Origin of the sequence: Carboxylicivirga caseinilyticus (assembly GCF_050589785.1) — a bacterium.
GTDB classification, from domain to species: domain Bacteria; phylum Bacteroidota; class Bacteroidia; order Bacteroidales; family Marinilabiliaceae; genus Carboxylicivirga; species Carboxylicivirga caseinilyticus.
Genome location: NZ_JBNGOX010000020.1, coordinates 29247 through 44135, shown reverse-complemented (window position 1 = coordinate 44135; position 14889 = coordinate 29247). Strand labels below are relative to the sequence as shown.

8 protein-coding genes are annotated in these 14889 nt (G+C 35.2%); 4 read left to right on the top strand and 4 right to left on the bottom strand.

What is annotated here, in order from left to right; all coding sequences use genetic code 11:
- Positions 1-67 precede the first annotated feature (67 nt).
- The 4 genes from ahpF to ACRD62_RS11695 all read right to left on the bottom strand — a co-directional run bounded on the left by ahpF (position 68) and on the right by ACRD62_RS11695 (position 6103).
- Positions 68-1627, bottom strand: coding sequence for an alkyl hydroperoxide reductase subunit F (ahpF, locus tag ACRD62_RS11710; protein WP_430820298.1), 1560 nt, complete (start codon positions 1625-1627; stop codon positions 68-70).
- Positions 1628-1739: 112 nt separating this feature from the next.
- On the bottom strand, positions 1740-2303 hold the full coding sequence (ahpC, locus tag ACRD62_RS11705) for an alkyl hydroperoxide reductase subunit C (protein WP_430820297.1): 564 nt from the start codon (positions 2301-2303) through the stop codon (positions 1740-1742).
- Positions 2304-2592: 289 nt separating this feature from the next.
- Complete coding sequence (locus ACRD62_RS11700; protein WP_430820296.1) at positions 2593-3054, bottom strand: hypothetical protein; 462 nt, start codon at positions 3052-3054, stop codon at positions 2593-2595.
- A 214-nt stretch (positions 3055-3268) separates the two neighbouring features.
- Positions 3269-6103 carry a triple tyrosine motif-containing protein gene (locus ACRD62_RS11695; protein ID WP_430820295.1) on the bottom strand — a complete coding sequence of 945 codons (2835 nt, stop codon included), beginning with the start codon at positions 6101-6103 and terminating at the stop codon, positions 3269-3271.
- 384 nt (positions 6104-6487) lie between these two features.
- Here ACRD62_RS11695 and ACRD62_RS11690 point away from each other — a divergent pair, with 384 nt between their 5' ends.
- The 4 genes from ACRD62_RS11690 to ACRD62_RS11675 all read left to right on the top strand — a co-directional run bounded on the left by ACRD62_RS11690 (position 6488) and on the right by ACRD62_RS11675 (position 14881).
- Positions 6488-9523 carry a SusC/RagA family TonB-linked outer membrane protein gene (locus ACRD62_RS11690; protein ID WP_430820294.1) on the top strand — a complete coding sequence of 1012 codons (3036 nt, stop codon included), beginning with the start codon at positions 6488-6490 and terminating at the stop codon, positions 9521-9523.
- Positions 9524-9531: 8 nt separating this feature from the next.
- Positions 9532-11061, top strand: a complete 1530-nt coding sequence (locus ACRD62_RS11685) for a RagB/SusD family nutrient uptake outer membrane protein (protein ID WP_430820293.1) — start codon at positions 9532-9534, stop codon at positions 11059-11061.
- A gap of 15 nt (positions 11062-11076) precedes the next feature.
- Positions 11077-12819 carry a LamG domain-containing protein gene (locus ACRD62_RS11680; RefSeq protein ID WP_430820292.1) on the top strand — a complete coding sequence of 581 codons (1743 nt, stop codon included), beginning with the start codon at positions 11077-11079 and terminating at the stop codon, positions 12817-12819.
- 94 nt (positions 12820-12913) lie between these two features.
- A complete protein-coding gene (locus ACRD62_RS11675) occupies positions 12914-14881 on the top strand; it encodes a glucoamylase family protein (protein ID WP_430820291.1) in 1968 nt (655 codons plus the stop codon).
- The last annotated feature ends 8 nt before the right edge of the window (positions 14882-14889 follow it).

The window sequence follows — 14889 nt, the reverse complement described above, 5'->3', positions numbered from 1 at the left end:
AGTGGATAAAACAAAAAAAGGTTCATCACTTAAAAGCAATGAACCTGAGTATATAAAAAAGATAGTATTAATTCGCGATTAATTTTCCTTTAATATTGTCTTCAAACGCTGATAATGCTGCTTTTGAGCCTTCACCCATAGCAATTACAATTTGTTTGTAAGGAACAACCGACACATCGCCTGCTGCATAAATTCCCGCTTGTTTTGTTCTACAGTGTGCATCTATTTCAATTTCACCCATACGATTGGTTTCAACTAGATCGGCAAATACCTTACTATTGGCCTGCAAACCTATTTGTACGAATACTCCATCGGTTGAAATAGTTTCTTCCTTCTCAGTTGTTCTGTTTTTATATTTTAAAGCATTTACCTTACTACCGTCTCCGTCTATGGCCAGAGTTTGAGCATTGGTAACAATTTTTACATTAGGCAATCCTGCCAACTTATCCTGTAATACCTGATCACCTTTTAAGGAATCCATGAATTCAAGAACAGTAACATCTTTCGCAATGGAAGAAAGATCAATTGCAGCTTCTAATCCTGAGTTACCGCCGCCAATTACAACAACCTTCTTATTCTTGTAGAAAGGACCGTCGCAATGGGTACAAAAGGCTACTCCGGAACCGATGTACTCTGTTTCTCCTGGTATACCCAGTTTACGCCAACTGGCGCCTGTAGCAATTATTAATGCAGGAGTTGTTAGGCTTTCTCCTAATGAAGAGGTTAATTTTTTAATACCGTTCTCCAGTTCAATTTTTTCTATAAGTCGGTTTTCTAATATGTCTATCGGGTAATCGTTAAGATGCTGAATTAAATTTCCGGCTAATTCACTACCTGTAGTTTTAGGTACCGAAATCATATTTTCGATAGCAACCGTTTCGGTTACCTGGCCTCCAATTTTCTCGGCAACCAATGCAACTTTAAAACCTTTACGCGCTGAGTAAATAGCTGCAGAAGCACCTGCCGGTCCACCACCCACAACAACTACATCATATTCTTTTTTAACTTCACTTGTTGGCTTAAATTCGGTTCCAAGTTGATTTTCAATTTTAGAAATCAATTCAATCATAGTTGAGCGACCCACATGCAGTTGTTCGCCGTTTGCATAAACGGTAGGTACAGCTTGTATACCCAATCGGTCTACTTCCTCCTGATTGATCGATCCATCAATTATTTCATGCGAAATATAAGGATTGTTGAAAGCCATTATATTTAAGGCCTGAACAACGTCTGGACAATTCGTACAGGTTAGAGAAATATAGCTTTTTAATTCAACCTTCTGATTGATATTATTAATGCGTTGAGTAAGAATTTCATCAGGTAAGTTTTTACCTATGCCATCCTGATTCAGAACAGCCAATAATAAAGTTGTAAACTCATGACCATTAGGAACAGCCCTAAATATTACATTGGTTGTTTTGTCATTTTTTAATATCGTAAAAGACAACCCATCACCTGAATCTATTTTAACATTAACATTATCTGAGCACGATGCAACATCTTCAAGCAATGAAACTAATTCATTTTTACTTTTGTGGTCATCTGAAACAGTAATGGCAAAAGTATACTTGTTTTTAAGGTTACTGAATAATGATCGTACCTGGTCTTTTATAGTTTGTTCTAACATAATCTTATATTTTATTGGTGATGGTCGGGGTTCTTAAAAAGAGGCTCCACTCATTTTTAGTTGATAGGAGTGGAGCCTGATAATTATATAGGTAACTTAATTTCTTAAAAAATTAGATTTTACCAACTAGGTCAATACTTGGTTCCAAAGTTTTAGCGCCTTCTTCCCATTTAGCCGGACAAACTTCAGCTGGATGTTCTGCAACAAACTGCAAAGCTTTCAATCGACGTAATAGTTCATCTGCATTACGACCAACATTTCCGGCAACTACTTCGTAAGCAACTATTTCTCCCTGTGGATTAACAATAAAAGTTCCTCTTTCGGCCAAACCAGCTTCTTCAATCATAACATCAAATCCACGAGAAAGAACTCCGGTTGGATCGGCTAACATAGGATATTTAATCTTTTTGATTGTATCAGATGTATCGTGCCATGCTTTGTGTACAAAATGAGTATCTGTTGAAACAGAATAAATTTCAGTACCAGTTGCAGCAAACTCATCGTATTTATTTGCCAGGTCTTCTAACTCAGTTGGACATACAAAAGTAAAATCGGCAGGATAGAAGAAAAAGATTGACCATTTCCCAAGTACATCTTCTTTTGATACTGTTTTAAAATCCTCGTTTACGTAAGCTTGTACCTTAAAATCTACAATCTCTTTTCCAATTTGTGACATAATTTCAATGTTTTAATATTAATACTATTTGTTTCGTTCTTTTTACATCAGCAAAACTAGAATAATGATCGTCATAAATCAAATAGATAATATTAATGACCGCATAGATGATATTTATATTGAAAGACAATATGCACAATATGAATACATAACACTAGCAAATTAATAATTTGCTACTGCATTTTATTTTGAAAAAGAAATATCAGAAAGTAAAATATCAGACTGAGAACACTTGAAAGAATTTGATCAAAATACTGATGTAAATTCTGAAAAAGAAAAAAAAGAAGGTTTATTCTGTTGCTAAATGAGCCTGCTTAGTAAGAATCTCCTGTAGTTTATCTAAATTCTTATAACAGTTAATTATTCCTGAATTAACATTTGACAGCCAGTTTATGGCAGCATCCTGAGTTGAGAATATCTTGGAAACAATTGGTAGTTCCCGATTAAATAATTCGAATAAAGTAGCAACAACGACTTCATTGGGTTTACTGGTAAGAACAGATACGTACCTTTCACCGAGAATTGTTGGCAATTGTTTTAATTTGGTAACGTATTCATTAACTTCAATAGAACCACCAACTATCGTAGCAGGTCTGAAATCCATGATAACACTAAAATCGGGCTGGTAGTTTTTGTCCTGTGCACTTCGTAATTTTAGTTGCAGAATATCGTCAACATAAATTGAACCTTGGTACAATTCTACAACAAGTTTACACTCAGGGAATAATATATAATCCGTTTTAGCTTTCATAACAGGGTAAAAATTCCGAATACAAAAATACTTTGAGAATTATTTAAATAGTTAATAATATGTAGTTAATTAGTATTAAATAAGTTAATTGATTGTGAAACGATAATTGATTACAATGCAATTACATTCTAAATTATTTTAGTTATTGTTTTTAAGTACTTAGTTTTTAGGTCAATGAATGGTTTTATTGGGCTGGATGTATTCAATGGCGAAATTAAACATTAATAATGAAATCAACTAAATTTTCATCACCTTCTAATCCTAATTTTTTTCGCAAACGATACCGGTGATTCTCAACTCCTCTAACAGAGATTCCTAGTAAAGGTGCAATGTCTTTTGATGTTAAATTAATTCTAAGATATGCACATAATCTTAAATCACTTGGTGTCAGTTCTGGGTAATTAGCTTTTAATGTTTTCAGAAAGGTTTCATGTGCCTGTTCAAAATTTGCTTCGAAGATGTGCCAGTCATCCTGCCCTGAAATATTCTCATCAATCTTATTAATTAATTCCTGATAATACTTATCTGGATAACGGGTCCCTAATGCATCTTTTTGCTTTTTAATTTTTGCTTTTAATGACATTAAAAACTCGTTTTTCTTTATAATTCCCATGGTTGAACCCGCCAGTTGCTGACTTTTATGAGACAATTCATCTCTTAATTTTTCGTTTCTAAGTTTAATGAGTTCTTTTTCCTTTTCTTCTCTTTTTCGCCTCTCTTTTAGTTTTATTTTTCGGGTGGTAATTCGTCTTGACAATCCAAATAAAATGCTAATAAGAATAAAATACATCGTGATTGCCTGCCATGATTGATACCAGGGATGATTAATTTTAAAATGTAATTCACTGGTTTTAGAGTATTTATTCCAATTGTTTATGGCTCTTACCAATATTGTATATTCACCTGGCGGAATCCTTCTTATTTCGAATATTGGCTCATCTGTAAGTACAGACCATTCGTTAGATAAACCTTCAATTTTATATTGAAATTGTGTAGGATCTCCATTTATTATTGGAAATGAATATCGGAAAGTGATGTTATTTAATCTGTTGGGTAATGAATATGATGTTTCTGAGACATTAAGACTAACAATCTCTTTTTTTCCATCATCACATTTGGCTTCTCTTAATATTGGTACGAAATTACTTACTTCATCCCCTTCAGATTTACTAAGTGGATTAAGTAAAGCATAACCGTTCTCCATGCTAACAAGTATGCTAGAATCATTAAACTGAATAACATTTTCATGGGTTGGAATCAAATGATCCTGAAAAACTGCATTCGGATACATTTTTAAAAGACGAATATCATCCGGCCTAATATCAAAGCATGCCATACCTTGTTTATTGATAAACCAGTATTTATGTTTGCCGGCAGGAATTATCCTGTGGGATGATTTAAAATCTCCCAGTTTATTATTAAAATCATTGTATAATATAATGGTATCATTCAAATCATCGTAGGTATATATATCTTCACCAGATGTAATTACAATTCTGCCCTCAACTTTGAAAGCCTTTGGATTTCTGATGTTTTTATTATTTGTATCTATTTTTTCGTAATGTCTGATGGATATTATGCTGTCTAATGTTTCATTTAATCTCAATTTATAAACGCCTCTATAATTGTGACTTGCCCATAAATTTCCAAGGTGATCAAATTCAACAAAACGAATTAAATTATTGAAACCCTTAATTGTATTGGAGAAATGCCATTCTCCATTTGTTCTTTTATATACAATTAAATCATTGTATGTACCTTGAATTAGAATATCAGGATTTTGAGGATGACGGGTTATTGAATAAGCACCTGCATAATTTGAGATGGTCTCCATTTTATTATTCTCAATCATGAAGGTGCCGGAATTATGACCAACGAATAACTTGTTATCAATTACATTACAATCCCATATTTGACCTTGCGTATTATCTAAGAGTTCAAATTTTTCATCCTTACTATTCCACGGAGTAGTGTATAAACCCTGGTTTGTACCAATATATAATTGATTATTATACAATGCAGCACTATATACGGCTCCTAATTCTTCAGAATAGAAAAATCTTTTTTTACCATCAAATGATCCGGGAATAAACTCGATGCCGTTATCTAAAGCCAACCATATATTACTAAGATTATCCATTACAATACCTAAAACGGTGTTGCTTTGTAATCCATTTTCTTTATTGTAATGAAATATGACTTTTCCATTTTTATTAAAAGAAATCACCCCATCTAAAATGGTTCCTAATATAAAATCACCATTATGATTTAAAATTCCTTTATTAATCTGATTTTTAATTAGAAATGGCTGAATGCTTGTGCTTGTTATTTCTATTTTTTTAGTTTCCTCATTATAACTGAAAAGACCGTCAGATTCAGTACCTACATAGTAAACATCCAATTCACGATCGTGAGCAAGGAACCTGATTAACTTACTTTTTAAAAAGTCATCAGTAATTAGTGGAGTGAGTTGTTGATTATTTAATCTGTAAATACCTTGATTGAGAATAGCTATATAAACAGAATTATTTACCTTGGTTGCAAAATTTATAAAACCACCAGGTTGAATAATTGAGAAGGTATCATTTTTATAAATGTATATTTTAGAAAAGGAATGAAATATAACAGATTCATCTGTGATAAAGATACTCCAAAACTCTTCATTGTTGGTAAATTGCTTTTCAACAAGGTGCGTTAATGAATAATAAGTAAGTTCATTATTTCCATTATTCTCCCAATATCCGAGCTCTCTATAACCACCTGTGTATATGCGGTTGTTTTTATCTATGGCAACAGCTCTGATAATTGTACTGTTGGGTGAAGGATAAGATTTCCATGTCACTCCGTCAAATTGTAATAATGCGGTACTGTTACAGAAATAAGCATAGCCATTATTATCAAAACCAACAGACCAGTTTTGGCTTGCTGCATGATACTCTTTTTTTGAAAAGCTTCTGTTTGTTTGGGCAGTAAGAATGAATTGGTAATTAAGTAAAATAAGAAAGATGATAAGTATTACTCTCCTAAAGATTAAATTTAATTTAATCATACAACTTAAATATTGATTACTTAAAAAAAACTTAGATGTGCTGTTTGGTTATTTGTTTCAACAAATATGCTCTAAAATTAAGAATTATTCACAAATTGAGATGATTTAAAAGAATAATATGGCTGTAATTAGGGGCTTTTTTAAAGTATTCAACTCATTATTTGTGAAATATTTTAACATTTGCAAATAGTTAAATGTTAAAAAATGAAAATTATATCTATCAGGTATATAATGTTTTGCAATAAAATGTTTTGAATTGGTGAGGTAATTGTGAAAAAGAAAATTAGCACTTTTTAACATTGAGAGTTTGTCGTGTATACTATTATTTTACTTGCAACAATCGCCTCTTTAATTTTGAACCAGCGAACTAATAAATCTAACATCATGAAAAAAACTCTTTTTGTTATTTCTCTATTGTTAGTTTCGACTTTAATTTTTGCACAGCAACAACTGAATGTAAAAGGTAAAGTTACCGGAACAGATAATTTGGGAATCCCAGGTGTTTCAATAGTTGTTAAGGGTTCATCCTCAGGAACTATAACCGATCTGGAAGGTTTTTATACTATTGAAGCCACATCTGATGATATAATAGTTTATAGCTTCATTGGTTTTGATACACAGGAAATACCTGTGGCAGGCAGAACAGAAATAAATGTTGTTTTCGAAGAATCAAATCAACTGGTTGATGAAGTAGTTGTAGTAGGTTATGGTACTCAAAGGGTAAAGGATCTTACATCAGCAATTACTACAGTTAAGTCAGAAGAACTGGTTAAAAGTCCAAACGGGCAAACAATGCAGGCACTACAAGGTAAGGTTGCCGGTATGCAGATTATTAATGCCGGTGCTCCCGGAACAGAACCCACAGTTCGAATCAGAGGTATTGGTTCTTATCCATCCAGTAGTAATTCACAACCTTTATATGTAGTGGATGGAATGTATTTTGATAATATTGATTTCCTGAATCCATCAGACATTGAAAGTTTATCGGTGCTTAAAGATGCTTCTGCTTCAGCTATTTATGGAGTAAGGGCCGCAAATGGTGTAGTGTTGATTACTACTAAAAAAGGTGGTGTAAGCAAAAAAGCTACTGTTACTTACGAAGGTTACATTGGAGTGCAGGTTCCACAAAATGTTCTTCAAATGGCAAATGCTGAACAGTTTGTGGAATATATTAATCAAACAGGATCTGCAGCTGATATTCAGTTTATTGAAAATGCCATGCAACGTTATGGAAGAAGCAGAATTAATCCTAACGTACCTGATGTAAATACAGATTGGTATGCCGAGATAATGAAAAAAACAGCTCGTCAGCAGAACCATTCAATTAGTATGACAGGTGGATCGGAAGCAACCACTTATTCTTTAGGCGTAAGTTATTATGAGCAACAAGGTTTGCTTGAAACAGCCAAAAACTCGTATGAGAGATTAAATATCAGAGGAAACTTTGATCACGAAGTAAATAACTGGCTGAAGGCTGGTATGAATGTAAATGTTAGTAATGGTACAAAGTATATTGCTGATGATGGCGCATGGTTTAGTGCTTATCATGCTGTACCAATACTACCTAAATACGACATGGAAAACTATGATAAGTTAATGGACGCTGGTATGTCAAATGCAAGTATGTACTCAAGTGCTCAATTAATTGGTTACCGAGGTTCTCAAAATCCATTCTTAAATCTGGATTATATGAGTAATCGACAAAATATCAGAAAAGTTTTAACGGGTATTTATACAGATATTACTCTGATTCCTAATAAGCTGAATCTAAAAACTACTTATAGTTTGTACATAATGGATTTAAAAAGCCGTAATGTAGGATTACCTTACTATGTAACAAATGATACTAACCGAGAACTTTCAAGCATTTCTTCTTATAAGTCATCTGACACCAATCAGTTTCTTGACAATGTTCTGACTTATAATGATAGTTTCGGAGCTCATAACATCAGTTTAATGTTGGGTACTTCCTATCGCGACGAATGGTATGATTATCTGCAGGGATATGCACAGGATATTCCATTGAATGAAAATTCATGGTACATAGGTCAGTCACAGTCAGAAACATCAAAATCTGTTGAGGATAATGCTGAGCGAATTTACGGTATTTCATATTTTGGTCGTGCTTCATATAATTACAAGAGCAAATATCTTGCATATTTTACATTGAGAAGAGAAGGAACTTCAAAGTATCAAGAAAAATGGGGTACTTTCCCTGCATTTGGTTTAGGATGGGTGGTTTCTGAGGAATCATTTATGGATGGAGCTAATTTTATTGATTATTTCAAATTAAGAGGAGGTTGGGGGCGCTTAGGTAACGATAAAATTGCCCGTCAGGATGGAGCCAATACAACCAATCCGGTTTACCTGGCAATAGATGACACACAGGTTGATGCTACCACCACAACAAGTACATTTGGTTACCTGGGATGGGAAACTGTTACCGGAACCAACATTGGTTTAAATGCTACCTTATTTGGAAATAAGCTGGATATTGAGGCTGATTATTATGTAAGAGATACAGAAAATGCTGCTATTCCTGTGAGTTTAAAGCTTCAGTCTGGAAGTGTTTTGAAGAATGTAGGTGTAATCCGTAATTCTGGTTTAGAAATGGCAGTTAACTGGAATGGAAAGATAACCAGTGATCTGAAATATACACTAGGATTTAATTTTGCTACGCTTAAAAACGAAGTGCGTGATCTATACGGACAGGAATACCTAAATGGAGGTTCTGCAGAGTTTCGTCAAAGATCTCAAATAGGTGAGCCTCTTTTATCATTTTATGGTTACGAAGTAGCGGGTGTTTATCAAAATCAAGGTGAGATAGATAATGATCAGGTTGCACAGGATAACAGCCTTGTTCCCGGGGATCTAAGATTTGTTGATCAGGATGGCAATAATATTATTGATGACGATGATAAGGTATTCTTAGGTTCATATTTCCCAAATTTAACTTATGGTGGAGTATTGGGATTAAGCTACAAGAATCTTGAATTCTCGATGAATATAATGGGGCAAAGTGGAAACAAAATTCTGAACAGAAAGAGAGGGGAAATTATCTGGACAAACGATACAAACATTGATGCTGAATTGGCCAATAATCTATGGAACGGAGATGGAACTTCCAATAAATATCCTTCGGCATCTGGTTTGAGAAGAGGATGGAACCAAAATTTTAGCGACTATCTGGTTGAAGATGGTTCTTTCTTCAGAATTCAAAATGTAAGGTTAGCATACAAACTTAAGGGATCTTCCATAATTGGTCCGGGAATGCCCGATGCAGTTGTATTTGTAACTGCAGAAAGACCATTGACAATGTTTAATTACAATGGATTTAATCCTGAGGTTCCTAATGGAATTGATCGTCAGTTCTATCCAATTCCTTCTGTTTATACAATTGGACTAAATCTTAAATTCTAAAATCTACCATGATGAAAGTAAACAAGATATATAAGTATTTCACACCTTTTGTAATTGGTGCGTTAATATTGACATTGCTTTTTGGTTGTGAAGACAAATTAAATGAGCCTTTCGAAGATGAAGCCTTTACAAGTGATGTTGATTACACTATTGGTGATAACATGGTACTCCCTTTACTGGGTGCCTATTATGGATTATATACCCGTTCATGGGAAGAACCTTTGACATTAGGCATAAGAGGTGACGATGTGAATGCTGCTGGAGATCAGGTGCCAATGCAGGAGCAGGATGAGTTTAAATATCTAGCCAGTCATTGGAATCCTAATTCAGTTTGGCAATTACACTATAACGATATAATTAATGTATTTACAGCAATGGAGGAAATTGAAAAATACCGGCCAGCTGCTGCAAACGATGCATTAGCTGATCAATACATTGCAGAATGTAAAGTGATCAGAGCTTATTTATATCTCAATATTGCCCGCACTTTCGGAGGCTGTATAGTGATTGACGAGTTAAGTAATATTCAGGCAACTCCTTTGAGTAATCTTAACCAGGTAATGCAATATATTGTTGATCAGATGGATGAGGCAATCCCTTATTTGCCGGACACACATCCTAATAAGCGAAGTGATATTAAAGGTGGTATGACAACTTATACAGCTTATGCTATTCAAGCTTTGGCTTATCAGGAGATGAAAGATTATCAGGGAGTAGTAAGTGCAACTTCTCAAATAATAAACTCTGGTGAATTTGAATTGTCTGACGATTATTATCACCTATTTAAACAAGCCGGCAAATTAGATGATGAAAATATATTGGAGTTCCAATATTCAGACTTTAATCAAAGCGAAGGTGATCGTTTTTCATTCTTATATGCTCCATTCGGTACAAATTGGACGCCAGTTGTAACAGGTGCAAGTTCTGGCTGGGGATTTTATGAACCAACATTAAAATATATCAAATTTATGTTGGACAGAGGAGAAACTGTTCGTTTGGAAACCAGTGTGGTGTTTACTCCTTCAGGAATAACTGAAATTCAGGATCAATATGGATCTATTCCGGAATGGATCTCGAATGTTAACCGCGAAGGGGATATATTCAATGATAATGCGCGTATGAATTTTGCTAGCGGTAAACATATTCAACCATCAACCGAATTGATTGATGGACGAACTTCTCAGGGTAGTAATAAAAACTTCATTGTTATCAGATATGCTGAAATGTTATTGATGTATGCTGAAGCACTAACAAGAGGAGCTACTACATCATTATCACTTACTGCTGATGATGCTGTTAACCTGGTGCGCGAAAGAGCCGGATTAACTGATTTGTCGGGTGTGACAACAAAAAATGTTTTGGATGAAAAATTTGCTGAGCTTGCCATGGAATGGGGAACCCGTTATTACGATATGGTTCGTACCGAAAATGTGGCTGAGTTAACTCATGAAGGTAAAACATTTACCATGGACAAGGCTTATTTGCCATTCCCTGCCGATCAGGTTGCAGAATTACCACAATTGGGAGACGGAATCTAATTAAACTGAATTAACATGAAAACATATAGTAAATTAATGATTCTTGCATTGACCCTTTTGTTTGTTAATGCTTGTAAGGATGGGTTTATTGATGATATATCAAAGGTTGACCCGGGCGCTGATGAGTCAGCTCCACAGATAACTGTTAATTTTCCACCCGAAGGGTACGAACTTCAGACAAACGCTGCCATTGCTACGATGACCATTGATTTTGAAGTAAGAGATGATATTGAAATCAAATCAGTGGCATTAAAGGTAGATGGCACAGAAATTAGCAGTTATGCGGAATTTAAAGATTATAGAGTCTTCCTGGAAAAATACACATATGATAATGTTACCACAGGAAGTCATGTTCTTACAATAGAAGCCACCGATTTAGAAGGACAAACATCTACTTTGGATGTGAATTTTGCAAAATCACCACCATATGTACCATTGTATGATGGAGAGATATTCTATATGCCTTTTAATAACGAGTATCGTGAAATGAATTCTCTTGAGTTGGCGTCTTCATTTGGTTTACCTGGTTTTACAGGGGGTATTCAAGGTGGAACAGCTTATCAGGGTGCTGCTGATTCATATTTAACATTCCCGGTATCTGCTCTTGAAGGTGCAACCGAAGTTAGTGCCAGTTTCTGGTTGAAGATTGATAATAGTATGGATCGAGCGGGTATATTGGTTGTTACTCCTCCATCAGACACTAATAATGACAGAACCAAAGGTTTCCGATTCTTCCGCGAAGCCAGTGGTGATATGCAACGATTCAAATTAAATGCAGGTAATGGTACTGCGGATTCATGGTTTGATGGTGGATCAGCTGCAGATGTTACACCTAATACCGGCGAATGGACACACTTTGCTTTTACCTTATCAGGTACAGAAGGTGTTGTTTACATCAATGGAGAAGTTGTAAAACAGGGCGCATTTAGTGGTGTCGACTGGACTGATTGTGAAGAAATTTCCATTATGTCTGGTGAACCTAACTGGACTGGTTGGAGTCATTACTCTGATGGCAGTGCAATGGATGAATTACGATTGTTCAACAAAGCTTTAACACAGGCTGAAATCCAAACTATTATGTTGAAGGAAAAGGCTACCTTCTACATGGATTTTAATGGCGACTATAAGGAATTATTAACAGGTGTGGAAGCTACAGTGGTTGGTTCACCTTCATTCGACTATGGAAGTGGGGTTGATGGTGATGCCTATGTTGGAGCAACAAGTTCCTATTTAACTTTTTCGACAGATGATATAGCAGTGCAAGGTTCAGAATTTAGTGCTAGCTTCTGGATGAATATCAATGCTACTCCTGACAGAGCTGGTATTCTGACAATGGGACCAGAGGATACAGCTAATCCGGATGCTCAAAATGATCGAACAAGTGGTTTCCGTTTCTTCCGAGAAGCAAGCGGAGGTATGCAACGATTTAAACTTAATGCAGGTAATGGTACCGCAGACTCCTGGTTTGATGGTGGATCTGCAGCTGATGTTGATCCAGCAACGGGTAACTGGGTTCATTTTGCCTTTGCAATTAGTACTACCGAAGCTAAGGTGTATATCGACGGAGTAGAAGTTAAACAAGGCGATTTTACAGGCATTGACTGGACGGGTTGCAATATACTTTCCATTATGTCAGGAGCTCCACGATTTACTGGTTGGGGACACAATTCTGATGAAAGTATGATGGATGAATTGTATTTATTCGATAAGGCCTTATCAGCAGAAGAGGTTGCTCTAATGCGTGCTGATGGTTTATAATTAATAATGATGAACACCAATAATGACCCGTTATCATAGGGTAACGGGTCATTATAAATCAAATGTCCTTTAATCTTCCCAAAATATCTGTTTAATGAAATTCATACTATCAGCCTTTGTTATATTATTTATGTTTTCATGTGGTAAGGATCAATCAACCAATGATTCTCCAAAAGAAAGCATTGAAATCAACTATGTATATATTGGTGATACAGAACTTTCGGAAACAGAATTAAATGAAGATTTACCTATAGATGAAGTTATTCAAATACGCTTTAATAAACCTGTCAATCCTTCTTCAGCTCAAGAAAGTATTGCATTGTTGAATGATAACAATGAAGAGATAGCTTTAACCTTAACATTTTTCAATTCCAATCAATTGATAAAGTTGAATCATGATCAATTAGATCAAAACACTACTTATCAATTAATTATAAGTGATGATCTGACAGGAGCAGAAAATGAAGCATTTGAAGAAGTTCAATATTCCTTTACAACGCTTATTAGTCCGTTAGTCTTGGAGATGATAAGAATGGATGGAACAGAGGTAAATCCAATGTCCAGAATATTTGATGTGAGCAGAACCACAACCATAGAATTACAATTTGATACACCTGTTGATGTGAAGGATATCAACGATTATTCAACATTGACTTCAGGTAACTTAACTCAAGGATATACCTTGACACAATCGAGTGCGAATGTGATTTTGTTTACAGCAAACAATGCGTTGGATGGATATACAAAATATTCTTTCAATATTTTATCATCAATAGAAAACCGAATCGGGCGTCCGTTCGATGGACTAAGTCTGGAATTTTATACGGAAGTGGATGCGAGTCTGAAATTTCCTGAGATAACAGACAATGAGTTATTAACTCTTGTTCAGCAACAAACATTTAAGTATTTCTGGGATTTTGCACATCCTACTTCGGGTCTGACACGTGAACGAAATACTTCATCAAGAGTAGTAACAATAGGAGGTTCAGGTTTTGGTGTTATGTCAATATTAGTAGGAATCGAACGTGGTTTTATTACCAGGACAGAAGGAGTGACCCGTTTGAAAAAAATCGTAGATTTTCTTTATCAGGCTGATCGTTGGCATGGCGTATGGCCACATTGGATGGATGGTGATACAGGTGAAACAATCCCTTTTAGTTCAGATGATGATGGTGGAGACATTGTGGAAACTGCATTCATGATTCAGGGCTTACTGGCTGTTAAACACTATCTGGATAGCACTAATCCAACTGAGAAAAGTATAATTGATATAATTACTACTTTATGGGAAGAAGTTGAATGGGATTGGTATACTCAGGGAGAAAATTCTATTACATGGCATTGGTCGCCTAATTACGACTTTGATAAAAATATGAAAGTTAGCGGCTGGAATGAGGCATTGATAGTTTATGTTTTAGCAGCATCTTCTCCTACTCATTCAATTAGTAAAATTGTGTACGATGAAGGCTGGGCCCGAAATGGGAATATGGTAAACGGAAATACTTTTTATGACATTACATTGCCATTGGGAAATAGAGATTACTGTGGACCTTTATTTTTCGCTCATTATTCATTTCTAGGACTCGATCCCAGGAATCTATCAGATCAATATGCAAACTATTGGGAACAAAACAGGGCTCACACGCTGATTAATAGTAGTTATTGCATTGATAATCCTGGTCGTTTCGTTGGTTATAAGCAAGATTGTTGGGGACTTACAGCCAGTGATAATCACAGTGGATACTCCGCACATTCACCAACCAACGATTTAGGTGTTATCACTCCAACAGCGGCTTTGTCATCTTTCCCATATACACCTGATGAATCGATGGAAGCCTTAAAACACTTCTATTACATAATGGGAGATAAATTGTGGGGAGAATATGGTTTTTATGATGCTTTTAACATTACTGAGCAATGGACTGCCAGTTCGTTTCTTGCAATTGACCAGGGACCAATTATTTTAATGATCGAAAACTACCGATCCGGGTTATTGTGGGATATGTTTATGCAGGATTCAGATGTGCAATCTGGTTTGAATAAATTGGGTTTTAGTTATTAATCCAATCT